At 62.4% G+C, this 22,530-nt stretch carries 21 protein-coding genes and 2 tRNA genes; 10 read left to right on the forward strand and 13 right to left on the reverse strand.

Annotated elements, in window-relative coordinates; translation table 11 throughout:
* Nucleotides 1-140 precede the first annotated feature (140 nt).
* Nucleotides 141-2,552, forward strand: coding sequence for an endopeptidase La (lon, locus tag EN943_RS06830; RefSeq protein ID WP_127412022.1), 2,412 nt, complete (start codon nt 141-143; stop codon nt 2,550-2,552).
* Between the two features lie 298 nt (nt 2,553-2,850).
* Nucleotides 2,851-3,123 (forward strand): HU family DNA-binding protein, encoded by a 273-nt coding sequence (locus tag EN943_RS06835; protein ID WP_023674657.1) that lies wholly within the window; start codon nt 2,851-2,853, stop codon nt 3,121-3,123.
* An 87-nt stretch (nt 3,124-3,210) separates the two neighbouring features.
* Here EN943_RS06835 and EN943_RS06840 read toward each other — a convergent pair whose 3' ends face one another.
* On the reverse strand, nt 3,211-4,233 hold the full coding sequence (locus tag EN943_RS06840) for an aldo/keto reductase (protein WP_127412023.1): 1,023 nt from the start codon (nt 4,231-4,233) through the stop codon (nt 3,211-3,213).
* 177 nt (nt 4,234-4,410) lie between these two features.
* On the opposite strand from EN943_RS06840, the gene EN943_RS06845 reads away from it, so the two are divergent.
* Nucleotides 4,411-4,977 (forward strand): SIS domain-containing protein, encoded by a 567-nt coding sequence (locus EN943_RS06845; RefSeq protein WP_127412024.1) that lies wholly within the window; start codon nt 4,411-4,413, stop codon nt 4,975-4,977.
* A 3-nt stretch (nt 4,978-4,980) separates the two neighbouring features.
* On the forward strand, nt 4,981-5,724 hold the full coding sequence (locus tag EN943_RS06850; protein ID WP_127412025.1) for a creatininase family protein: 744 nt from the start codon (nt 4,981-4,983) through the stop codon (nt 5,722-5,724).
* 12 nt (nt 5,725-5,736) lie between these two features.
* On the opposite strand, the gene EN943_RS06855 is transcribed toward EN943_RS06850, so the two are convergent.
* The 3 genes from EN943_RS06855 to EN943_RS06865 form a co-directional block, all read right to left on the reverse strand.
* Nucleotides 5,737-6,654, reverse strand: coding sequence for a carbohydrate ABC transporter permease (locus EN943_RS06855; RefSeq protein WP_127321755.1), 918 nt, complete (start codon nt 6,652-6,654; stop codon nt 5,737-5,739).
* A gap of 26 nt (nt 6,655-6,680) precedes the next feature.
* Complete coding sequence (locus EN943_RS06860; protein ID WP_127412026.1) at nt 6,681-7,802, reverse strand: sugar ABC transporter permease; 1,122 nt, start codon at nt 7,800-7,802, stop codon at nt 6,681-6,683.
* A gap of 88 nt (nt 7,803-7,890) precedes the next feature.
* Nucleotides 7,891-9,555 carry a sugar ABC transporter substrate-binding protein gene (locus EN943_RS06865; protein ID WP_127412027.1) on the reverse strand — a complete coding sequence of 555 codons (1,665 nt, stop codon included), beginning with the start codon at nt 9,553-9,555 and terminating at the stop codon, nt 7,891-7,893.
* A 289-nt stretch (nt 9,556-9,844) separates the two neighbouring features.
* Here EN943_RS06865 and ugpC point away from each other — a divergent pair, with 289 nt between their 5' ends.
* From ugpC to rbsK, 3 genes are read left to right on the forward strand one after another with little or no spacing between them, the layout of a single operon-like run.
* Entirely contained in the window at nt 9,845-10,903 is a 1,059-nt protein-coding gene (gene ugpC, locus EN943_RS06870) for a sn-glycerol-3-phosphate ABC transporter ATP-binding protein UgpC (protein ID WP_127412028.1), read from the forward strand.
* Between the two features lie 21 nt (nt 10,904-10,924).
* On the forward strand, nt 10,925-11,377 hold the full coding sequence (locus EN943_RS06875; RefSeq protein WP_027162392.1) for an RbsD/FucU family protein: 453 nt from the start codon (nt 10,925-10,927) through the stop codon (nt 11,375-11,377).
* Between the two features lie 4 nt (nt 11,378-11,381).
* Nucleotides 11,382-12,311, forward strand: coding sequence for a ribokinase (gene rbsK / locus EN943_RS06880; protein WP_127412029.1), 930 nt, complete (start codon nt 11,382-11,384; stop codon nt 12,309-12,311).
* A 51-nt stretch (nt 12,312-12,362) separates the two neighbouring features.
* Here rbsK and EN943_RS06885 read toward each other — a convergent pair whose 3' ends face one another.
* The 3 genes from EN943_RS06885 to EN943_RS06895 all read right to left on the reverse strand — a co-directional run bounded on the left by EN943_RS06885 (nt 12,363) and on the right by EN943_RS06895 (nt 14,475).
* Nucleotides 12,363-13,484, reverse strand: coding sequence for a glycosyltransferase family 2 protein (locus tag EN943_RS06885; protein WP_127412030.1), 1,122 nt, complete (start codon nt 13,482-13,484; stop codon nt 12,363-12,365).
* Nucleotides 13,478-14,038: a dTDP-4-dehydrorhamnose 3,5-epimerase family protein gene (locus tag EN943_RS06890; RefSeq protein WP_127412031.1), complete on the reverse strand. Its 561-nt coding sequence runs from the start codon at nt 14,036-14,038 to the stop codon at nt 13,478-13,480. Before EN943_RS06890 ends, EN943_RS06885 begins: the two co-directional genes overlap by 7 nt.
* Nucleotides 14,039-14,398: 360 nt before the next feature.
* Nucleotides 14,399-14,475: transfer RNA gene (locus EN943_RS06895), tRNA-Asp, on the reverse strand.
* Between the two features lie 216 nt (nt 14,476-14,691).
* Here EN943_RS06895 and EN943_RS06900 point away from each other — a divergent pair.
* Nucleotides 14,692-14,767 (forward strand) — tRNA-Val (locus EN943_RS06900).
* 1 nt (nt 14,768) lies between these two features.
* Here EN943_RS06900 and EN943_RS06905 read toward each other — a convergent pair.
* From EN943_RS06905 to EN943_RS06930, 6 genes are all read right to left on the reverse strand, one after another.
* Nucleotides 14,769-15,422 carry a GNAT family N-acetyltransferase gene (locus EN943_RS06905; RefSeq protein WP_127412032.1) on the reverse strand — a complete coding sequence of 218 codons (654 nt, stop codon included), beginning with the start codon at nt 15,420-15,422 and terminating at the stop codon, nt 14,769-14,771.
* Complete coding sequence (locus EN943_RS06910) at nt 15,419-16,189, reverse strand: SDR family NAD(P)-dependent oxidoreductase (protein ID WP_127412033.1); 771 nt, start codon at nt 16,187-16,189, stop codon at nt 15,419-15,421. The genes EN943_RS06905 and EN943_RS06910 overlap by 4 nt, the downstream gene beginning before the upstream one ends.
* Nucleotides 16,190-16,202: 13 nt before the next feature.
* Nucleotides 16,203-17,198 carry an ABC transporter permease gene (locus tag EN943_RS06915; protein WP_127412034.1) on the reverse strand — a complete coding sequence of 332 codons (996 nt, stop codon included), beginning with the start codon at nt 17,196-17,198 and terminating at the stop codon, nt 16,203-16,205.
* Nucleotides 17,199-17,345: 147 nt separating this feature from the next.
* Nucleotides 17,346-18,386, reverse strand: a complete 1,041-nt coding sequence (locus EN943_RS06920) for a sugar ABC transporter substrate-binding protein (RefSeq protein WP_013532176.1) — start codon at nt 18,384-18,386, stop codon at nt 17,346-17,348.
* Nucleotides 18,387-18,427: 41 nt separating this feature from the next.
* Nucleotides 18,428-19,192: an ATP-binding cassette domain-containing protein gene (locus EN943_RS06925; RefSeq protein WP_127381266.1), complete on the reverse strand. Its 765-nt coding sequence runs from the start codon at nt 19,190-19,192 to the stop codon at nt 18,428-18,430.
* A complete protein-coding gene (locus EN943_RS06930) occupies nt 19,189-20,355 on the reverse strand; it encodes an ROK family transcriptional regulator (RefSeq protein ID WP_127412035.1) in 1,167 nt (388 codons plus the stop codon). Before EN943_RS06930 ends, EN943_RS06925 begins: the two co-directional genes overlap by 4 nt.
* Nucleotides 20,356-20,578: 223 nt before the next feature.
* Here EN943_RS06930 and EN943_RS06935 point away from each other — a divergent pair, with 223 nt between their 5' ends.
* On the forward strand, nt 20,579-21,757 hold the full coding sequence (locus EN943_RS06935) for a M24 family metallopeptidase (protein WP_127412036.1): 1,179 nt from the start codon (nt 20,579-20,581) through the stop codon (nt 21,755-21,757).
* Nucleotides 21,744-22,530, forward strand: a 787-nt coding sequence (locus EN943_RS06940; RefSeq protein WP_164778104.1) for an amidohydrolase, incomplete at its 3' end; no start/stop codon positions are given. The genes EN943_RS06935 and EN943_RS06940, both read left to right, overlap by 14 nt.

Below are 22,530 nucleotides of genomic sequence, written 5' to 3' on the forward strand. Positions count from 1 at the left end.
CTAACTGGAGAAGGCCGAGGTGCCCGATTTCTGTGCTGTAAAACTCCCGTCACAAACGGTGGTAGGCGGAACGATCCCCGGTCGTTAATATAAGATTCGCGGTTGGCTCAATTAGCGGCCGCGACATGAAAGGTTGGACAATGGCCAAAGTATCCAAGGCACCCAGCGACGGCGTCTTCGCAGTTCTCCCGCTGCGCGACATCGTGGTGTTCCCGCACATGATCGTTCCGCTCTTCGTTGGGCGTGAGAAGTCGATCAAGGCGCTGGAAGAGGTGATGGGTCAGGAAAAGCAGATCCTGCTTGCCACCCAGATGAATGCCGCCGACGACGATCCCGAGCCCGATGCCATCTTCGACATCGGCACGCTCGCCAATGTGCTGCAATTGCTCAAGCTGCCAGACGGCACCGTCAAGGTTCTGGTCGAAGGCGCTTCGCGTGCGAAAATCGTCTCGTTCACCGACCGTCCCGACTTCCACGAGGCCCGCGCCGCGGCGCTGGTCGAGCCGGAAGAGGAAGAGGTCGAGGTTGAGGCGCTGGCGCGTTCGGTCGTCACCGACTTCGAGAACTACGTGAAGCTGAACAAGAAGATCTCGCCCGAAGTGGTGGGCGCTGCCAGCCAGATCGACGACTATTCCAAGCTCGCCGACACGGTCGCTTCGCATCTCGCCATCAAGATCCCTGAAAAGCAGGAAATGCTGGCCACGCTCTCGGTCAAGGAGCGGCTGGAAAAGGCTATGGGCTTCATGGAAGCCGAAATCTCCGTCCTGCAGGTGGAGAAGCGCATCCGCTCGCGCGTCAAGCGCCAGATGGAGAAGACGCAGCGCGAATACTACCTCAACGAGCAGATGAAGGCGATCCAGAAGGAGCTCGGCGAAGGCGAGGACGGCCGCGACGAGGCCGCCGAGATCGAGGCGCGCATCAAGAAGACCAAGCTCTCCAAGGAGGCTCGCGAAAAGGCGGAAGCCGAGTTGAAGAAGCTCCGGACGATGTCGCCGATGTCGGCTGAATCGACCGTCGTGCGCAACTATCTCGACTGGATCCTGTCGATCCCGTGGGGCAAGAACTCCAAGGTCAAGCAGGACCTGGCTTTCGCGCAGAACGTGCTCGACACCGATCATTTCGGCCTCGACAAGGTCAAGGAGCGCATCGTCGAGTACCTCGCCGTGCAAAGCCGCCAAAAGAAGCTGAAGGGGCCGATCCTGTGCCTCGTCGGCCCTCCCGGCGTTGGCAAGACCTCGCTCGGCAAGTCGATCGCCAAGGCGACCGGTCGCGAATTCATCCGCATGGCGTTGGGCGGCGTGCGTGACGAGGCCGAGATCCGTGGCCACCGGCGCACCTATATCGGCTCGATGCCCGGCAAGGTCATCCAGTCGATGAAGAAGGCCAAGAAGTCCAACCCGCTCTTCCTGCTCGACGAGATCGACAAGATGGGCCAGGACTTCCGTGGCGATCCGTCATCGGCGTTGCTCGAGGTCCTCGATCCGGAACAGAACTCGACGTTCATGGACCATTACCTCGAGGTCGAATACGACCTGTCGAGCGTCATGTTCGTGACGACGGCGAACACGCTGAACATCCCGGCGCCCTTGATGGACCGCATGGAGATCATCCGTATCGCCGGCTACACCGAGGATGAGAAGATCGAGATCGCCAAGCGGCACCTGATGCCGAAGGTGATCCGCGATCACGCGCTGCAGCCGAAGGAGTTTTCCGTCGGTGAGGACGCGATCCGCGCCATCGTTCAGACCTACACCCGTGAAGCGGGCGTCAGGAGCCTGGAGCGCGAGCTGATGAAGCTCGGGCGCAAGGCGGTGACCGAGATCCTGAAGACGAAGACGAAGACGGTGAGCATCACGGCGGAGAACCTCTCCGATTATCTTGGTGTGCAGCGCTACCGCTTCGGCCAGGTCGAGGCTGACGATCAGGTCGGTGTCGTCACAGGTCTTGCCTGGACGGAAGTCGGCGGCGAGCTGCTGACGGTCGAAGGCGTCATGATGCCCGGCAAGGGCCGCATGACGGTGACCGGCAATCTGCGCGACGTGATGAAGGAATCGATTTCGGCGGCGGCCTCCTATGTCCGCTCGCGCGCCGTCGATTTCGGCATCGAGCCGCCGCTGTTCGACAAGCGCGACATCCACGTGCACTTGCCGGAAGGCGCCACGCCGAAGGACGGCCCGTCTGCAGGTGCTGCCATGGCGACAGCCATTGTGTCGGTACTGACGGGTATTCCGGTCCGGGCGGATGTGGCGATGACCGGCGAGATAACGCTTCGCGGCCGCATCTTGCCGATCGGCGGGCTCAAGGAGAAGCTGCTCGCCGCACTGCGCGGGGGCATCAAGAAGGTGCTGATCCCGGAAGACAATGCCAAGGACCTGGCGGAGATTCCGGACAATGTGAAGAACGGCATGGAGATCATTCCAGTCTCACGTGTCGGCGAGGTGTTGCGCCACGCGCTGGTGCGTATGCCGGAGCCGATCGAATGGGTCGAACCGGTCAATCCGCCGGCCGCGACAGACAGTGCCGACGACGCTGGAAAGTCCCTGGCGCATTAAAGCGCCGGGCCTCCATCTGGACGCACAAAGGACGCTCTGACGCTCGGACTTGCGCATGGCCCCTGCCGGAAACCGGCTACGGTTTTCGGGGCCATGCGTTGGTTTTCGATGAGGTTGCAGTGCACAAACGGAGAGCCGGGCCTAGCGCCCGGCTTTTTCATGTGAAAAACCCCGGAATTCCGGGCTTTTTCCGCTTTTTTCCTGCCTTTTCGACTTGGTTGCGGGAGCGCTTCTTTCTAAAGTCCGTTTCCTGCCGGATGAGTCGTTAGTTCCGGTGTTCTCATGGAAGGGAATTTTTATGAACAAGAACGAACTGGTGTCCGCTGTCGCCGACGCCGCGAGCATTTCGAAGGGTGACGCGCAGTCGGCGGTCGATGCGGTATTTTCCGTGATCACCGGCGAACTGAAGAAGGGCGGCGATGTCCGGCTTGTCGGCTTCGGCAATTTCACCGTGTCACAGCGTGCGGCGTCGACCGGCCGCAATCCTCAGACCGGCGCCGAAGTGAAGATCCCGGCACGTACCGTGCCGAAGTTCTCGGCCGGCAAAGGCCTCAAGGACGCAGTCAACTAAGCGTTTTTTCTTTTCAGAGACCTCAGAAAAGCCGGGCTTGCCCGGCTTTTCATTTTTGTACCCGACGCTGACGCGATGGCGGCCGGCTTATTCGGTCGGCGCCTCGGCGCGCATCAGGCCTTCCTTCTTGAGATCGGCCCAAAGCGCTGCCGGCAGTTTCGCATCGAGCAGCGAGCGATTGCTCTCGACTTCGCTCGGCCGCTGGCCACCGGGGATCACCGAAACGACCGAGGGGTGCAGCAGCGGGAATTGCAGGGCGGCCTCGATCAGCCTGACATCATGACGCTTGCAGACGTTCTCGATGCCGGCGACCCGATCGAGTATGTCCTTCGGCGCTTCGGAGTAATTGTAGTAGGCGCCGGGCTTCGGTCCGGTCGCCAGGATGCCGGAGTTGTAGGGGCCGCCGAGAACGATGCCGATGCCGCGTGCCTGGCAGAGCGGCAGGAAGGATGTCAGCGCCTCCTGTTCCAAGAGCGTATAGCGCCCGGCCAGCAGGAACAGGTCGAAGTCGCCGCGCTCAGCCAGCGTCTGCGCGACCTGCCACTCATTGATGCCGCCACCGAACGCCTTGATCACGCCCTGGTCGCGCAGCGACAACAAGCCGTAATAGCCCGAGCGCATGAACTCCTCGATGCGCCGGTCGGAGGCTTCCTTGCTGCCGTGCGTGAAGATGTCGACATCGTGCACGAAGAGAATGTCGATCCGGTCGACGCCGAGGCGCTCAAGCGAGGCTTCGAACGAGCGCATGACACCGTCATAGCTGTAGTCGAACACCTCGCGGCGTGATGGCGTGTCGAAGAACTTGCCGATGCCGGTGCGCTCTTCGGGCGGGCAGGCGCGCATGATGCGGCCGACCTTGCTCGACAGCACATAGTCGTCGCGCTTCTTGCCGCGCAGGAACGGGTTGAGCCGCGTTTCCGAGAGGCCGAGCCCATAGAGCGGCGCGGTGTCGTAGTAGCGGCAGCCGGTCGCCCAGGCGGCCTCCAGCGTGGCGTTGGCGTCCTCGTCCGAGACGGCACGGTAGAGATTGCCGAGCGGCGCCGCGCCGAAGCCGAGCTCGGTGAAACTAATGCCGCCATTGCCGATGCGGTCGAAATGCCGTGTCTTCATATCCTGCCGTTTGCCTCGCTTGATTTGTCTGACATGACACTATCACGCCTGTGATCAGGCAAAAGCATAGCTGCGCGTTGGACACGCATTTTCACGGTTGCTAGCATAACGAAATCAAGCTGTTCGTGGCAGCAAGAGCGGCAAATACCAGGGTGATTTTTCAATGGCGGGTTTGCGGTGAGCGACAAGAGCAAAAGCCTGTTCGAGACCGCGCTTGAGGAGCTCGGCGGCGTGCTGGCACGCATCGACGAAAGCCGGATCGACGCCGCCTGCAAAATGCTGGCCGGCGCGCGACAGATCGTCGTCTATGGCTGCGGCCGCGAGGCCTTGCAGGTCAAGGGCTTTGCCATGCGGCTCTACCATTTGGGCCTGCCGGTTTCCGTGGTCGGCGACATGAGCACGCCACCGCTGGGGCAGGGCGATGTCTTCCTGGTCAGTTCCGGGCCGGGGGAGACCTCGACCGTGCTGACCCTGATGCAGGTCGCGCGCCAAGCAGGTGCAACCAATCTCCTGCTGACCGCCCAGGTCGAAGGCAGCGCGGCAAGGCTTGCCGACTTCACGGTGCTCATTCCCGCGCAGACCATGGCCAACGATCAGGGGGCGCAGAAGACGTCGGTCCTGCCGATGGGCTCGGTGTTCGAAGGCGCGCTGTTCCTGCTGTTCGAGGTGATGGTGCTGAAGCTCAGGGACTTGATTGGCGTGTCGCCCGAAGCGATGCGCGCCCGCCACACCAACATGGAATAGATCATGCGCTACGAACTGATGCTGCCACACCAGATCCGCAAGGCGATCGCCGAGAATTGGCCGGTCGCGCTGCCGCTTGGCGTGCTCGAATACCATGGCGAGCACATGGCCGTTGGCATGGACACGCTGGCCGTCATCAAGACACTGGAACTGTTCGAGAAGGAGAGGGACGTCGTCATCCTGCCGCCCTTCTACTACGGTGCGGCAAGCTATGCGGTGGCGCCCCCGGAAGGCAGCGGCTCGGTGCAGGTCGGCGGCGCTGCGCTGGCGCCGTTCGGCGAGGAGCTGTTCTACAGCCTGCTGCGCATCGGCTTTCGCAACATCCACGCTATCATCCACCACCAGACCGAGAACTTCGCCGCTGGCATGCCGACCGATCTGGCGTTCAAGACCGCCGGCCGTCAGGCGATCTTCCGCTTCCTCGAAAGGGAGCGCGGCGAGGGCTGGTGGGGTTCGCAGACGATGGCCGACTACTATTCCGGACACGCCGCAGGGGAAAATTTCTTCAACTGGGTGCAGGTGCATCCGCTGATGTCGGCTGACATGAACGGCAAGTACCCGTTCGACCACGCCGGCATTGGCGAGACATCGCTGATGCTGGCGCTATGCCCGGAGGCTGTCGATGCCAATCACTTCGCCGACAATACCGGCTGGTATACGGAGAGCGCCAAGGATGCTTCGGCCGAGCTTGGGCAGAAGGGCGTCGCCATGATCATGGACCACCTGCGCACGATCCTGGCAGCCTAGCGGGCCGCCCTGCTACTTCACCGCGCCAGCGGTCATGCCCATGATCAGATAGCGTTCAAGCGCGATGCCAATCACCGCCAGAGGCGCGATGGCCGCCGTCGCAAGTGCCGCCATCGACCACCAGTTGATGCCTTGCGAGCCGGTCTGGCTCGCCACCATGACGGGGATCGTCTTGGCGTCGGTCGAGGTCAAAAGGGCTGCGAAGAAATACTCGTTCCAGCACAGCACCATCGCCAGGATGAAGGCGGCGACCATGCCCGGCAGCGCGATCGGCATGACGATGCGGAAGAACGCGCCCCAGATCGACAGCCCGTCGACAAGGGCTGCTTCCTCGAGCTCGACCGGGATCGAGTTGAACTGGTCGCGCATGATCCAGATGACGATCGGCAGCACCATCAGCGTGTAGAGCAGGATCAGACCGACGCGCGTGTCGAGCAGTCCGACCTCGCGGTAGAGCACGAGGAAGGGCAGGGCCAGCACCACCGGCGGCAGGATCAGCTGCGACAGGAAGAAGAACGAGATGTCCTCGTTCTTGAACCAGGCGAAATGATAGCGATAGCGGGTGAGCCCGTAGGCGGCGAGGCTGCCGATGACGATGGCCAGGCTCGAAGCGCCGACCGAGGTGATCACCGAATTCATGAAGCGCTTGAGGAACTCCTCGCGCACCGTCGAGGTCTGGAAAATCGAGTCCGGCGACAGGCCGAGCGAGCGCCACCCTTTCCAGTCCGGCTGGAAGTCGACGAAGGGGATGAGATGGCCTTGCGTGACGTCGACCGCGGTCTTGAACGAGGTTGTCACCGTCCAATAGATCGGGAACAGGCAGATGAACGCCCAGAAGGCCAGCGCCCCGTAGATGAAGACGCGGCTGGCGAGAAAGCTCGCCGGCGAGCGGATCTCCGAGGCAACATATTCGGTGGTCTGAACGCTCATCTGGCTCAATTCACCCCCATCTTGCTTTAATTGACATTGCGGACAAAACGGTTGGCAAATTTCAACAGCCACGTGACGAACACGACGATGATCACCAGATAGGCCATCGCCAGCATGGTTCCGTAGCCGACATTCGAGCGGTCGCGATATTCGCGGTAGATGAAGCTCGACACGGAATCGGTTGCGCCGCCCGGGCCGCCCGACGTCACCGTGATGATGATGTCGGCAAGCTTCAGCTTGAAGATGATGCGCAGGACCACCGCCGTCACCGACACCGGCAGCATCAGCGGGAAGGTGACCTGCCAGAAGGTCTGCCACGCATTGGCGCCGTCGACGCGTGCGGCTTCCAGCACCTCGCGCGACATCGCCTGCAGCCCGGCCAGCAGCATGATCATCATGAACGGAATGAAGGTCCAGGCATCCAGTATCATGATCGATATGCGGGCGATGATCGGGTCCGAGAAGAAGGCCGGATTTTCCCAGCCGAGATGGCGCGCCAGCGTTGCGGCCGGTCCGAACCGGTATTCCATCAGCGATTTGCCGATCATCCACGACACCGCGACCGGGGACAGCATCAGCGGCATCAGGAAGACGACGCGGAAGAATTTTCGCGCCCGGATCTGGGCGTTGAGGAGCAGCGCCAGGCCGAAGGCAATGACATACTCGACCGCCACCGCCAGCACATAGAGCACCATGTTGAACAGCGCGTTGCGGTAGTAGGGATCGGCTAGCATCTGCCAGAAATTGTCGAGCCCGTTGAACTTGCGGCCACTGAAGGAACTGAGGTTCCAGTCGGTGAGCGCGATGTAGAAGCCGAACAGCGTCGGGAAGATCACCATGGCAATGGTGAACAGCAGCGCCGGCAGCAGGAACAGGGCACGCTGGCCGTCCTCGCCGCGCGTCAGCACCTGGCCGATGCCGATCGCCACGCCCCATAGCACATAGGCATAGACGACGGGGCGCCAGGTCTCGAAGCCGATCGTATCGGCGCTGCCCTTGTAGAGGATCTCCAGCACGATCGTCGCCAGCAGGCCAAGCGTCGCAACGGCCATCAGCGCCCAGCCGAGCCGTCTGCGGCCTGGAGAGATCAGATCGGAAGGGCCGGCATCTGCCGGCCACGGGTTCGCGGTCGAAGTCTGGTCAGCCACAAATCTCGCCCGTTTGAAGGCTCTCGAGGAGCCGGAGCCGGTCTAAAGTGGTCCGGCGTTGCCGCCGGACCACGGTTCATAGGCCAGCCTACATGCCGAGCGAAGCTTTGTAGAGCTTGATCTGGTTGTCGCGGCCGATCTGGTCGGTCAGCTTCTCCCAGGCCGCCGCAATGGCGTCGGCGCCTTCCTGCGCCTTCATCTTGCCGGCGAAGGTGTTGGCCAAGATGTCCTCGGCGGCGCTGTAGTACTGGAAGATGCCGGGGATGCGTGGCTCGATCGCCGCGTTCGGATGGTTGTAGCTGTCGGATTCCGACTTCAGGTAGGAGGTGATGAAGGCCTCGTCGTAGCCGGCCGCCACCCATTCGGGAATGTCGAAATGCGAGTTGCGGTAAGGCTGGAAACCCGACGGATACATCGCCGTCCAGATCGACAGGTCCTTGCCGCCGAGATGGGCTGCAGCGGACCATGCCGCCTTCTTCTTCTTTTCATCGGCATCGACGCGGGCCATGACATAGACGCCCCAGCCGAGATAGGCGCAGTTGGGCGCATAGTTCGGGCCGCTGGCGAGCTTGTCCCAGGCGCCGGTCTTCGCATTGTAGACATCGTCCGAGCCAGGCAGGATCGAGAAGCCGGTGACGTCGCCGACGACGGACGAGTCGTTGGTCTTGACGTTGGAACCGACGTCGCCCCACCAGGTGACCATCGAGCCGGTGCCGGCCAGGAACTGCTGGAAGGCAGTCGTGTTCGGATCGGCGTTGATCTGGTCGGCGGGTTCGGAGGGCAGCGCGTCGATGACGTCCTGGATGGCGCGCACCCAGGCCGGATTGTTGACGCGCGGCTTCATCGTGTCGGCGTCGAACAGCCAGGCCTTGTCGTCGGGGTGCTTGGCATAAGCGGTGGCGCGGCTGCCGAGGAAATAGAAGCCGAAGCCGCCCCAGGGCTTTGGCGCGTCGAGATAGCCATAGACGTCCTGGTCCTTGAGCTTCTTGCCCTTGAGGAACTTGGTCACCGCCTGAACCTGCTGCCAGGTCTTCGGCACGCCCCATTCACCTTCGCCGCCGCCGTCCTTCCAGGCCTTGGCGAGGTCGGCATCGGCGAACACGTCGGTGCGGTAGTTGAAGTTGTGCGCGTCGCCGTCGACGGTCACACGGTATTGCTTGCCGTCCCAGGTGCCGACCGGCGGCTTCAGGTAGTTGACGAGATCATCGAAATCGATCTGGGTCTTGACCCAGTCGGGCATTTCCGAGGTCAGGCCCTTGCCGCAGACATCGCCTTCAAACGGCGCGCCCATTTCGATGATGTCGAAGTCGACGGTGCCGGTGGCGATCGACTGCTGCAGGCGGGCGTTGTAATCGGCCTGCGCCAGGTCGATCCAGTTGATCTTGGCACCGGTGTAGGTCTCCCATGGCTTCAGGAAGCCGCGGAACAGCACATTGTGCAGGTTCTGGTTGTTGAGACCCATGAAGGTCAGCTCGACGCCGGCGAATTCGCCTTCCTTGACATTGGCCTTGGTGGCTTCGAGGCAGAGTTCACCAACCTTCTGGAAATCAGCGTCCGTCGGCTGGCCTTTGCCGACGCCGGGGATCTGCAGGATTTTTGTGCGCAATTCGCTTGCCGCGGAGGCCGGGCGCGTCAAGGCGCCAAGTCCGGCGCCGGATGCGGCTGCGATCGCGGCCATGCTGGCCGCACCCTTCAATATGTCGCGCCTTGTGGCGCCGGCTCGAACCAGTTTGTCGTAAAGACCCGTTCTCATCGCCTGTTCCTCCCAGAACATCAGTGTGAATAAATCGGCCAACTGTCGGACGCCGGAGCGCCAACGATGCTCCCGTTTCGGAAACGAATTAGGCAGGACCCCACCCTGCGTCGATTGAGGTTCCGATTGCGGATCGGCTACCGACAATTTGACCAGCGCCTGCCACTATTCTCACAACCCAACGCCGTGTCAACGAGAGCGGGTTTTTATCTATAAGGGACCGACTTGCCCTGACAGGTCGCGTTGGTTAGCTTCTGCGCCTACGGCTAATGGAGCCGATGGGGGAGATATGGCGCAAGTCGCGATCAGCAAGGTGGCCAAGGCCTTTGGAACGGTCAAGGTTCTGCACGAAGTCAGCGTCGATATCGCAGACGGACAGTTCGTGGTGCTGGTTGGCCCTTCGGGTTGCGGCAAGTCCACGCTGCTCAGGATGGTGGCCGGGCTGGAGACCGTCTCCGCCGGCACGATCGCCATCGGCGACCGCGTCGTCAATCATCTGCCGCCGGCCAAGCGCGACATCGCCATGGTGTTCCAGAACTATGCGCTCTATCCGCACAAGACGGTCGAGCAGAACATGGCCTTCGCGCTCAAGCTCAGGAAAACCGATCCGGCCGTGGTCGCCGAGCGGGTCAAGCGCGCCGCCGACATCCTCGACCTCAATCCCTATCTGAAGCGCTATCCCCGCCAGCTTTCCGGCGGCCAGCGACAGCGCGTGGCCATGGGCCGCGCCATCGTGCGCAATCCGCAGGTCTTCCTGTTCGACGAGCCGCTGTCCAATCTCGACGCGAAGCTGCGCGTGCAGATGCGCACCGAGATCAAGGAACTGCACCAGCGGCTGAAGACCACCACCATCTACGTCACCCACGACCAGATCGAGGCCATGACCATGGCCGACAAGATCGTCGTCATGCGCGACGGCCGCATCGAGCAGGTCGGCGCGCCGCTGGAACTGTTCGACCGCCCGGCCAACCTGTTTGTCGCCGGCTTCATCGGCTCGCCTTCGATGAACCTGCTCAAGGGCGTCATGCGCAAGGGCGACAAGCCAGGTGTCGACATCGCGGGCACGCTGTTCCCGATCGCATCGGGCAATGCCGCCCAGGGCGGTCAAGCCGTCGTCTATGGCGTGCGACCGGAGCACCTCGAGATCCATCCCGACGGCGTGCCGGCGAAGATTTCGGTGGTCGAGCCGACCGGCTCGGAAACGCTGGTGTTCCTGCGCTTCGGCGAAGGCGAGATGGTGGCGCTGTTTCGCGAGCGCCACGACTTCAAGCCGGGCGATACGCTGAAGCTGAAGCCAAGGCTCGACCAGATCCATCTTTTCGACGCAGAGACCGGCAAGCGTCTCTGATCCCAACTCACGAGGAATACCATGCTCAAAGGCATCAACCCGCTGCTCAATGCCGACGTGCTGCAGGCATTGCGGGCAATGGGGCATGGCGATGATCTGATCATCGCCGACACCAATTTCCCGTCCGATTCGGTGGCGCGCCAGACGGCGCTCGGCCGCGTGCTGCGCATCGATGCCTCGGCGGCGCAAGTGGTCAAGGCGGTGCTGTCGCTCTACCCGCTCGATACATTCGTCGACGATTCGGCCGCGCGCATGGAGATTGTCGGCAAGCCGGACGAGATTCCGGCTGTGCAGAAAGAGGTGCAGAAGGAAGTCGACAAGGCCGAGGGCAAGTCGTGGCCGATGATCGCGGTCGAGCGCTATGCCTTCTACGAGCGCGCCAAACAGGCCTATTGCGTCATCCAGACCGGCGAGCGCCGCTTCTACGGCTGCTTCGCCTTCCGCAAGGGCGTCGTGCCGCCGGATGCGGAGTAGCGGCATGGCTTCGGGCAAGCCGGTCGTCATCCTGGGTGTGTTCGTCGCCGACACGGCCTACAGGGCGCAGCGCCAGCCGCGCATGGGCGAAACCATCCTCGGCACATCCTTCACGCTGGGGCCGGGCGGCAAGGGTTCCAACCAGGCGGTTGCCGCCGGCAAGCTCGGCGCTGACGTCACCTTCCTCACCCGCCTCGGCGTCGATCCCTTCGCCGACATGGCCAGGCAGACCTGGGCGCAGGCGGGAGTCAAGAATGCCGTCATCGATACGCCGGAAAGCTACACCGGCGCGGCCTACATTTTCGTCGAGGAGACGACCGGCAACAACGCCATCATCGTCAGCCCCGGTGCCGCCATGCTGATCTCTCCAGCCGATATCGAGGCCAATGCCGGGCTGATCAGCGGTGCCGGCGTCTTTGTCACCCAACTCGAACAGCCGATCGAAGCAGCCATGCGGGCGCTGGAGATCGCGCGCGGGGCAGGGGTGACGACGATCCTCAATCCGGCCCCCGCGGCAAAGCTTCCCGACCGCATCTACACGCTCTGCGACTACCTCACGCCCAACGAGACCGAGACGGAGGAACTGACCGGGATGAAGGTGTCCTCGGTCGACGAGGCGCGAGCCGCTGCGGACAAGCTGCTCAAAAAGGGGATCGGCACCGTCATCGTCACGCTCGGCGACAAGGGCGCGCTTTTGCACTCGAAAGATCGCTCCGACCATGTTCCAGCCGTCAGCGCCGGCCCGGTGGTCGAAACCACGGGGGCAGGCGATGCCTTCAATGGCGGGCTTGCCGCAGCACTTTCCAGGGGTGTGGAGCCGCTGCAGGCGGTGCGCTTCGCTTGCGCCGTCGCTGGCATTTCGGTGACCCGGCCAGGGACCGCGCCGTCGATGCCGACGCTGCAGGAGGTCGAGGCGCTGCTGGAGAGGGGATGAGATCGGCTTGGCTGACCAGCCGCTGCCGCCGCCTCCGGCCCGTTCTTAAGGCTATGTTTTTTTTGAACGCAAGCTTGTGGAGATCTTGCGCAGGGGGCCTGTGAGACGCCAGCTTCGGGACTGATGCAAGGCCGCGACTTGCATCTGGCACGCTTGCAACCTTTGTTCGATCTCGTCCTTCTCGTTCCTTGCATCCGAAGCGGCGCTCCGCAGCCCGACGCTGCTTTGGTGAGCCGCCTCAAGCTCACTGCGCAACCTTGAGATTTCAGAATGCAACGTCGCCTTTTCGGCTTCAGCGCTTGCAAACATCGGTCGGATCGTCTGCACATCCTCCCAGGCAAGGCGCGCTACCAGATCGCCGACGGCACGGCGCATCTGCTCGCTCCAGGCCGCAGGATCAACGCGCATGAGGCGCGAGTACTCGGATTGTTCCTTGCTGGCGTTCGGTACCCAGACGCGCAAGGCCGAAGGCCACCACCCGGCTCCGTCCGCGATATCAAGAAACGTTTGCAGTTGCGATGCCTGGGAGTGACGCGAATTTTTCCATAGGGCGCTGAAATGCAGGACGGTTGGGACGCGGCAATAGGTGAAGGGATTTCGCGGGTTCTCCCGCATGATTCGCCGCCACAACTGCCAATCCCCGGCCGATGCGACGTCTTCCGGCCAGACATCTCGCGAAGGCAGGCAATCAGCCCGATACAGGAAGCAGGTGGCGGGTACCGTGTTGCCGACCTCAGTGAACACCCTGAACTCGTCGGCCAGGTCCAGATTGGTCAGGAAGGGTGCTGCGATGCCATCGGTGGAAACCCACAGTGCCTGACTGTACGCGATGGCAGCCCCATTTTTGAGACCGTCCGCCAGGATCTCAAAATGGTCCGGAAACAGGAGATCGTCATCGGCGGCAAAGCCAATCAGCTCGCCGCGTGCCTCACGCAGCACGATGTTGCGGTTCGCGTAGCCGAAGTTCGGCGCCTTGGGCAGATCGAAGAAACGAATGCGGGCGTCCTGAAAGGCTTCGACCACCTCGGCGGTGCCGGGCGCGCAGCCGTCGCCGACGACCAGCAGTTCAAAATCCTCGGCGGTCTGGTCCAGCACCGATTGGATGGCCACGCCGATGACATCCACGCGCGAGTGCGTCGGCATGAGGATGGAAAAGCGGGGCTTGCTCACCATCCCTTGGCGCTGCCGAAATCATGGGGAATGAGATCGGTATCGATCGGCAGGCGGTACTTATCGGGATTTGCGTGATCGTATTGTATCGTCGGGAAATTGATAGCGACCAAGTCGGATGTTCCGATGTTTCTGTCGGCATGCCAGACAAATTTCGGAATGTTGACCAGGCGTGGATGATTGCCGGAGAGGTAAACCTTCGAAACCTTACCATATGTGCTGGATTCGGGGCGGGGATCATAAAGGACCAGTTCCATCTCGCCGCTGATCACAAAATAGCGGTCCTCGTGCAGCTTGTGCAGGCCCCACCCTTTCACCACGCCAGGACGAATTGTGAACATGTAGGAAAAGACCAGCGGGTCGGCATGCCAACCCCAGCGCGGGTCATAGATCTCAGTCACGCTGCCACGATCGTCATTGTGTCGGATGCTGTCGAAAAACGACATGCCGTCGACAAGGGGCGTAGTGCTTTGCCGCTGCTCGTCTAAAGTCCGTTGATCTTGCTTGGCGGCGGCAAGTGTTGTCTCCAGAAGATTCAGGCTGGTGTAATCGCTCATGGACAAAGCTTCCGTTTTGACCGTCTTAGACCGGCCTTCTTCTCACAGTTTTCGATGGATGTCCTGATCGGGCTGACAGCCATGATGACTTTTTCGGGCACGGCTGGAGGTTGATGGGAGCGTAGGCAGGCGCGCACCGGGTGCCACGGACAAGATTTGGGGAACGCTTTGCTTTGCGCCGGTTGAACGCGACCAGAGCGTGACGCCATCAATGCCGACGTTGCATAGGCGGTTCTTGGGTCCAAGCTTGGAGATAAAACTCAGATACGAGACAATCCGAGTTGCCTCATCCAACAAGGTCCTTTGACAATCAATGTCGACATTTCTCCAAAGCCAAGGGCTTGATACCCTTAGGAGAAATGGCGCGAGTGACGGGGCTCGAACCCGCGACCTCCGGCGTGACAGGCCGGCACTCTAACCAACTGAGCTACACCCGCGCATGGCGAACACGTGTCAGCCGTGTTCGTCGTTGGGGCGCTGGATAAGGGGTTCGCCACCGGGTGTCAAGCGTGACAGGACAGCATAACAGCAAACAGGAGAAGGTTTTTTGACAGCCGGCGTTTTGTTGGCAAAACCGGCATCCAACCAGGGCGTCCTGCGCTCATTTGGCCTTGCGAAGCGGACCCTGACCGCTTAAAGGTCCGGCCCGGAGCGGGCGATTAGCTCAGTTGGTAGAGCGCTTCGTTTACACCGAAGATGTCGGCGGTTCGAGCCCGTCATCGCCCACCATTCACATAACTCCCGGTGCGGTTGTCAGCCGTTTGGCGACATAGATGCTGTGGTCCGGCAATCCCGGCTCCCGCAACACCGCGAACCCGATGGCCTTGTAGAAGCGCAGCGCATTGTGATTGTCCGGCATCACTTCGAGGCAAAGCCCGCGTGAACCGAGCGCGGCGAGCCTTTGCTCGAGAAAAGCCATCGCCCGCCGGCCGATGCCTTTTCGGCGCGCCTGCGGCAACAGGTCGATATGCCCGTGCGAAGGGTAGGCAGCCAGGGCTGGCGGAATGGTGAAGTCGCGATGATGGATCTGGTGGCGAGCCCAGTCGCTGCCGCTCCAGCGTGTGCGGTCGGGTCCGGGATCGGCCACCTGCGCGCGAAGGCGCGGATACCACTTAGCGGCCAGGCCTGCATTGAAAGCCTTTGTGTCTTTTGCACCCAGCAGATAGCCCGCGGCGCCCGTTGGCCCATCGACGATGAAAGCGAGGTCGGGCTCCAGCACCTGGTAGGGGATGGTGTAGATCTGGCCCAACAGATCCGGAGCGTCTTCGCGACCGGTTGCATCCTCGCCGGCATCACCGGTCTTGAGGCAGATCATGGCAAGTGCGGGATGGTCGGCCTCGGTCGCCTGGCGCAGGAAGAAGCCATCGCCGAAATCGATGATCATGGCGGAACGAGCCGGAAATCGCTGCCTTCGGGCAGCAACTGCCCGCCATCGACGACGATGGTCGTGCCGGTGATGTAACTGGCATCGTCCGAGGCGAGGAACAGGAAGGCATTGGCGACGTCGCGCGGGCTGCCCAGGCGGCCAAGCGGGATGGAATCCTCCATGTTCTTGATGAACGCCTCGCCGCGATGCAGCTCGATCGCTTCGGTCAGGATGTTGCCGGGCTCGACGCCGTTGACGGTGATGCCGTAGCTGGAGAATTCCAGTGCCGCGGCGCGGATGAAGCCGTTGATGCCGGCCTTGCTGGCCGAATAATGGCCATGGCCCGGGCTGGTGACATGCGGGCCGGTGATGGAGGAGGTGTAGAGCATGCGGCCGAAGCGTTGCGCCTTCATCGGCACCAGGGCCGCGCGGCTGGCATTGAAGGTGCCGCGCAGATTGACCGCCATGACGCGGTCCCAGTCGTCGGCGCTGGTGTTCTCGATCAGCTGCCAGGGATAGATGCCGGCATTCTGCACGATGATGTCGAGGCGGCCATGCTGCTTCAGCGCCAGCGCCACGGCGGCCTCGGCATCGCTCATTTGCGAGATGTCGGTGCGGATGAAGGGGACGCCCAATTCGCCGGCGGTGGCTTGCCCGGCCTCGACCTCGGAGTCGGCGAGCACCAGCCGCGCTCCCTCTTCGGCAAAGCGGAGCGCAATGCCCTTGCCGATGCCGCGGGCGGCGCCGACGATGAGCGCCACCTTGTCTTTTAGCCGTCCTGTCATGCGAGCCGTCCTGTCATGCGAGTCTTTGGCGAATGGTTTGCTTGAAGGCGTCGAGCAGCACCGCGGCCAGCACCAGCAGGCCATGAATCACCTGGGTGAAATTGGCCGGCAGGCCCATCAAATTGATCGCCGTGTTGATGGCCGAGAGCAAAAGCACGCCGGCATAGACGCCGGGGAGGGTGCCGACGCCGCCTTTGAGGCTGACGCCGCCGATGACGACCGCGGCGAAGGCGTTGAACAGCAAGCCGACGCCGAGATTGGCGGTGGCGCCCGACGTGCGGATCGCCAGCAGCCAGCCGGCGAGGCCGGCGATGGCGCCGGCGAGCACGAAGGCGATGATGAGATTGCGGTTCACCCGGATGCCGGCGCGGAAGGTGGCCGTCTCGTTGCCGCCGATCATCACCAGGTGCCGGCCGAATGGCGTCTTGGCCATGATCAGCGAAAAGACCACGAAACAGCCAACCGCGATCCAGGCGGTGAGCGGAAGGCCGGCAAGGCGCTGGATGCCGAACCAGCGGATGGCCGGCGCCAGGTCCTGCGCCGAGCGGCCGCCCGACACGACCAGCACGAGGCCGCGCACCCAGATGTAGGACGCCAGGGTGATGATGAAGGCGCTCATCTTCACCTTGACCACCAGATAGCCGTTGAAGGCGCCGATGAGGCCGCCGACTGCCAGCGCCAGCAGCAGCGAAACCGGAACCATCAGCCATTCGGGATGCAGCTGTACGCCCATGCCGATGCCCGATGAGCAGAACAGGATGCCGACCGCCATGGCGCTGAGCGCTGCGACGGATTCGACCGACAGATCCATGTGACCGGCGATGATCACCAGCGCCAGGCCGATCGACATGACGCCGAGCACGCTGGAAGCCTCGATGATGTTGGCGAAAATGCCAAGCTGAAAGTAGTTCGGGACGAAGATGGAGAAGACCACCAGCACGAACAGCAGCATGAACCAGACGAGGTTGTCGAGTACGAACTCCAGGGCTTTGCGTGTGCGCGGGTTCATGGGCTGATCCGGTTGGCGCCCCCCGCGAAATCAAGCTGATTTTCGCAAGGATAAGGCGCGGATGCAAATTCGCCACAGCATCCTTTCGGACGCGGCGTTGTGAAAGGGCAGGCTCCGGGCCGCTATGGCCCGGAGCGCATTCAAGGGCTATTCGACCGACTTGACGGTGTCCGTCGGTGGCTTCTGGTTGCCCCAGAAGGCCGGATTGTCGACGTTTTCCTTGGTGATGGCGGCACCGGGGATCTTGATGTTCGGACCCCAGGCTTCTTTGGTCACGGTCGATTTCAGGCCGAGCACGTCGTATTCGCCGGGCTTAATCTCTTGCTTCTTGACGATCTTGTCCATGAACATGGCGACAGCCGCGGCCTGCGCGTAGAGCGGCTGCTCGATTTCGGCGTTGAGCCAACCCTTGCGGATCAGGTCGAGGCCGACCGGAGCGCCGTTCGAGCTCATCAGCATGACGTCGCCCGGCTTCTTGCCGGCCGCCTCGAGCGAGGCGACGGCGGCGACCGAAAGGTGCGCGGCATGGCTGAAGATCAGGTCGATGTCCGGGTTCGCCAGCATCTGGTCGGCAACGATGGTGCCGGCATTGCTGGCTTCCCATTGCATGGCCGGAAGCGAGATGATCTTGACGTCCGGAAACGCCTTCATCTTCTCTTCGAAGCCCTTCTGGATGTCGAGCGTGTAGGGATCGCCGGGATCGCCGAGCACCTGCAGAACCTTGCCCTTCACCGAGCCGTTCTTGGCTTTCAGCAGCTTCTCGGCCTGGTCGGCGGCGACGTAGCCGATCTCGACCGTTCCGGCGACAGAGGTGAAGTCGGATGGCGTCGAGGTGATCTGGCGGTCGAACTCGACCACCGGGATGCCGGCAGCGCGCGCGGCTTCGATGGACGGTTTCAGCGCATTGAAGTCGACCGCCGCCAGGATGATGGCCGCCGGCTTCAGCGCGATGACATCGTTCATCTGCGATTGCTGGGCGTCGGTCTTGTTGTCGGCGTTCAGCGTCTTCATCTCGTAGCCGGTCTGCTTCAGGAACAGTTCCAGCGCGCTCACCGAGCCGGTCTGGAACTCGTCCAGCAGGGTCGGCACCATATAGTAGACGATACCCTTGGACTGCGCGAATGCCGGCGTGAGCGTGGCAAAGGCCAGTGCCAGGATACCGAAGACAGCAAGAAGTATTCGCTTCATGTCGTTGGCTCCCTTGTTAAACCGGACCCCTCTTTTGTCCCTCAGCCTGTCGGTCCGGCACCGGCAAGCGTCTCACCGGTGATCATGTTGATCACCGCATCGGGACTTGTTTTATTGCGTGCGACATCGCCGGCCACGACGCCCTGGCGGATCACCACGATCCGGTCGGCGACCTGGAAAGCCTGCTGCATGATATGGGTGATGATGACGACGCCGATGCCCTGGTTCGCCACCTGGCGGATCATGTCGAGACCGCGCCGCGTCTGTTCGACGCCGAGGGCGGCGAACGGTTCGTCGAGCAGCACCAGCTTGCCGCCCCAGTGCACGAAGCGGTTGAGTTCGATGGCTTGCCGCTGGCCGCCCGAGAGATGCTCGACATTGGCCCGCAGCGAGGGAATGCGGGTGCCGGCATTGGCCAGCGCCTTTCCGACGACGGCTTCCATGGCGTGCTCGTCGAGCACGGGAATGCCGAGAAACTTGCGTGTGATCTCACGGCCCATGAAGAAATTGGCGACCACGTCGACATTGGTGCACAGCGACAGGTCCTGGTAGACGGTCTCGATGCCCGCCGCCTTGGCTTCGGCGGGCGATTTGGCAAGGAATTCCTTGCCCTCGAACAGCATGCGCCCCGAGGTCGGCTCCAGTCCGCCCGATATGATCTTGACCAGCGTCGATTTGCCGGCGCCGTTGTCGCCCAGCAGCGCCACGACCTCGCCCTTGCCGATCGAGAAGCTGATCCCCTTGAGCGCTTCGATCGCGCCATAGTTCTTGGTGACGTTGTCGAGCACCAGCAGGGGTTCACTCATGCCGCAATCTCCCTGCCTTTGAGAAGGTCGCGCTCGCGTTCGCGTTCGGCCGCGAACATCTGCCCGAAGCGAGGTGACAGAACCCCGGAAACCGCCAGGGCGGCGGCGCCGCGCAGCACGGAATGCTGTCCGCCGCGCGCGACCACAACCCTGGGCGTCGTGCGGTCCTTGCGAGCCGAGACAGAGTTGTGCAGGCCTGCGGCCGAACCAGCCAGCATTTCGAGCAGGTCGGTGGACGCCAGCCCGCCGAGGATGACCGTCTCCGGGTCGAACAGGTTCTCGATAACGGCGACGGCGTTGTGAAAGATCGGTGCGACTTCGGCGACCCAATCCGCCTCGCTGCCGTTCCAGCGCCGGAGCGCCTCGAGCGACAAATATCTTTCGAGACAGCCGCTGTTGCCGCACGGGCAGGCCTCGCCGCCGGGAATGACGGGAATGTGTCCGATCTCGCCGGCATTTCCCCAGGCGCCGCGCAAGGCGCTGCCGTCATGAACCATAACGCCGCCAAGGCCGACGCCGAAATAGAGATAGTAATATTCGGAAAACTGGGCGCCGAGGCCGTAGAGGCGCTCGCCCATGGCGGCCGCGGCCATATCGGTTTCAAAGAAGGCCGGCAATCCGGTGGAGGCCGCCAGCTGTTCGCGCAGCGCCACATCCTTCCAGCCGGTCATGGTGGTTGGCCCCACGAAACTCATGGACTCCACGTCGAATGGGCCGGGCAGGGCCATGCCGACGCCCAGCACCCGTCCGCCGGCCCGCAGTCTGGTCAATTCCACCACCATCGCCCCGATCAGCTCGAAGGCATGGTCCGGTGTCGCGTTCGGCGCCTCGCGGTAGGTGCTTTCGATCACGTCGCCGCTCAGATTGATCAAGGCGGCGCTGATACCAAGCGGAGTGATGTGGATGCCGACGGCATAGCCGCCCTCGGGGTTGATCCGCAGCGTCGCCGGCGGTAGGCCGCGCCCCTTCGGCTCTTCGCGCAGCGACAGGATGTAGTCCTGATCTTCCAGTTCGCGAACGATGGTCGATACAGTCTGGACGGTGAGGCCGACGCGCCGGGCGATCTCGCCGCGCGCGATCGGCCCATGAAGGCGGATGGACTCGAGCACGATGCGCCGGTTGTACGGCCGCCCGAATTCCTGATTGGTCCCCCGCAGTGCCATGCCTTGCGCCCCTTAGGAGAGGGTAGCTTCGCATTGCTTATTTATTCAGTCAAATGGAATTCAAAAATAAATCAAGGCGAGGTTTTCCAAGGGAAGGCCATGGAGGGGGCGTATTCGGTTCAGGACCTGCCCACGCGTCGTCCTGGCCGATTGCCGCCATGGCGAAACCTCTTCAATGGTGAGCGAACCCGCGACCATTGATCTGACAAAGCATGGAGCAAAGATGATCGAATTGCCGTTTGCCCGCGACGAGTACCAACAGCGGCTTCGCAAGATCCGCACCGAGATGGCGAAGCGCGGTCTTGAGCTCCTTGTCGTCAACGACGTTGCCAACCAGCATTACATCACCGGCTATGACGGCTGGTCGTTCTACACGCCGCAAATGGTGCTGGTTCCAATCGAGGAGGTCGAGCCGGTCTGGATCGGGCGCGCCATGGATGCGGCCGGCGGCCTTCTGACCGCCTGGATGAAACCGGAAAACGTGGTCGGCTTTCCGGAAGACCATGTCCAGCGCGTCGATCGCCATCCCATGGACTGGATCGCGAGCTGGATCGTCGCCAAGGGCTGGGGGAGTCGCCGTATCGGCATCGAACTCGAAGCCTACTATTTCTCCCCCAAGGCGCACGCCCGGCTTGTCGCCGGACTTCCCAATGCAAAATGGCATGATGCCGACCTGCTGGTGAACTGGATCCGCGCGGTCAAATCGGCGCCCGAGATCGCCTATTTGCGCAAGGCATCGACGCTCGCCGAAGCGGCCGTCACGCGGGCCTTCGAGGTGATCGCACCGGGGGTTCGCGAATGCGATGCCATCGCCGCCATCCAGGCGGCGCAGATAGCGGGCAGCCCGGGTTTTGCCGGCGACATCACCGCGCTTCCGCCGACAATCCTCGGTGGCGAGAATGCCTCGGCGCCGCACATCATGTGGAGCGACAGGCGGTTCGGAGAAAACGAGACGATTGCGCTGGAACTTGCCGGCGTTTGCCGCCGCTATGCCGCAGGCCTCGCCAGGACCATGCAGCTTGGCAAGACGCCGACAAATGTTTCCGACACGGCAAAAGCGGTGATCGAGGGCATGGATGCGGTGCTCGACGCGGTCAGACCGGGAACATCGGCCGAAGCGGTCGAAGCCGCCTGGCGCAAGGTCATTCAGCGCTACGGACTGAAGAAGGAATCGCGCATCGGCTACTCCATCGGCGTGGCCTATCCGCCGGACTGGGGCGAGCACACGATAAGCCTCAGGCCGGGCGACAAGACCGTGCTTGAACAGGGCAATGTCGTTCATTCCATCCTCGGCATGTGGATGGACGGCTGGGGCATCGAGATCAGCGAGACCATCCTGGTTACCGAAACCGGCCATGAGACCCTGACGAAGTTCCCGCGAGAGATCCATGTCAAATCCTGAGGGTCCGGCCACGGCGGGTGGTGTTGCGAAAACCGTGACGACCGATATCGCCGCCGGAATTCTCGACCGGATGATCGAGGTCCGCCGCCATCTGCACCGCAATCCCGAACTCTCGAACCAGGAGGCCGGCACGCAGCGCTATCTCAGGCAGATGCTGGTGGATCAGGGAATTGCCGACATTCGCGACGTTGCCGGCTTTGGCCTTGCCGTCGATATTGTTGGCACCGGCAAGCCGTCGAATCGAAAGATCGCTATTCGCGCCGACATCGATGCCTTGCCGATCGAGGAGGAGTCCGGCGTCGACTACGCATCGACGAATCCAGGCGTGATGCATGCCTGCGGTCACGACGCCCATGCATCGATGGCTTTCGCGGTGGCCGCGCATCTTCACCAGTCGCGGGAGAGTTTTGGCGGCACCGTTCGTCTGATCTTCCAGCCGGCCGAGGAGGACGAACCGTCGGGTGGCAAGCGGGTGGTGGAAGAGGGGCTTCTCGACGACATCGACGCCGCCATCTGTATCCATGTCGATCCCTACACGCAGTCCGGCAAGATCGCCGTCGGCTCCGGTCCCTACACTCTGGCCTGTGACACGTTCGATGTGGTCGTCATCGGCTCGGCCGCGCACGCGGCAAAACCGCATGAAGGTGTCGATGCATTGGCGGTGGCCTGCTCCCTGGTGAGCGAATTGCAGAAGATCGTTTCGCGCGAGATCGACCCGTACGATCCGCTGGTGATTTCCGTGACGGCCATCAATGGCGGCAACGCCTATAATG

It is taken from the genome of Mesorhizobium sp. M7A.F.Ca.US.006.01.1.1 (assembly GCF_003997935.1).
In the GTDB taxonomy this organism is placed as follows: Bacteria; Pseudomonadota; Alphaproteobacteria; order Rhizobiales; family Rhizobiaceae; genus Mesorhizobium.

Bases quoted from the DNA above. Each gene is read 5' to 3' on its own strand.
- lon (WP_127412022.1), top strand. From the start codon at position 141: ATGGCCAAAGTATCCAAGGCACCCAGCGACGGCGTCTTCGCAGTTCTC.
- EN943_RS06835 (WP_023674657.1), top strand. From the start codon at position 2,851: ATGAACAAGAACGAACTGGTGTCCGCTGTCGCCGACGCCGCGAGCATT.
- EN943_RS06840 (WP_127412023.1), bottom strand. From the start codon at position 4,233: ATGAAGACACGGCATTTCGACCGCATCGGCAATGGCGGCATTAGTTTC.
- EN943_RS06850 (WP_127412025.1), top strand. From the start codon at position 4,981: ATGCGCTACGAACTGATGCTGCCACACCAGATCCGCAAGGCGATCGCC.
- EN943_RS06855 (WP_127321755.1), bottom strand. From the start codon at position 6,654: ATGAGCGTTCAGACCACCGAATATGTTGCCTCGGAGATCCGCTCGCCG.
- EN943_RS06865 (WP_127412027.1), bottom strand. From the start codon at position 9,555: ATGAGAACGGGTCTTTACGACAAACTGGTTCGAGCCGGCGCCACAAGG.
- ugpC (WP_127412028.1), top strand. From the start codon at position 9,845: ATGGCGCAAGTCGCGATCAGCAAGGTGGCCAAGGCCTTTGGAACGGTC.
- EN943_RS06875 (WP_027162392.1), top strand. From the start codon at position 10,925: ATGCTCAAAGGCATCAACCCGCTGCTCAATGCCGACGTGCTGCAGGCA.
- rbsK (WP_127412029.1), top strand. From the start codon at position 11,382: ATGGCTTCGGGCAAGCCGGTCGTCATCCTGGGTGTGTTCGTCGCCGAC.
- EN943_RS06885 (WP_127412030.1), bottom strand. From the start codon at position 13,484: ATGGTGAGCAAGCCCCGCTTTTCCATCCTCATGCCGACGCACTCGCGC.
- EN943_RS06890 (WP_127412031.1), bottom strand. From the start codon at position 14,038: ATGAGCGATTACACCAGCCTGAATCTTCTGGAGACAACACTTGCCGCC.
- EN943_RS06905 (WP_127412032.1), bottom strand. From the start codon at position 15,422: ATGATCATCGATTTCGGCGATGGCTTCTTCCTGCGCCAGGCGACCGAG.
- EN943_RS06910 (WP_127412033.1), bottom strand. From the start codon at position 16,189: ATGACAGGACGGCTAAAAGACAAGGTGGCGCTCATCGTCGGCGCCGCC.
- EN943_RS06915 (WP_127412034.1), bottom strand. From the start codon at position 17,198: ATGAACCCGCGCACACGCAAAGCCCTGGAGTTCGTACTCGACAACCTC.
- EN943_RS06920 (WP_013532176.1), bottom strand. From the start codon at position 18,386: ATGAAGCGAATACTTCTTGCTGTCTTCGGTATCCTGGCACTGGCCTTT.
- EN943_RS06925 (WP_127381266.1), bottom strand. From the start codon at position 19,192: ATGAGTGAACCCCTGCTGGTGCTCGACAACGTCACCAAGAACTATGGC.
- EN943_RS06930 (WP_127412035.1), bottom strand. From the start codon at position 20,355: ATGGCACTGCGGGGGACCAATCAGGAATTCGGGCGGCCGTACAACCGG.
- EN943_RS06935 (WP_127412036.1), top strand. From the start codon at position 20,579: ATGATCGAATTGCCGTTTGCCCGCGACGAGTACCAACAGCGGCTTCGC.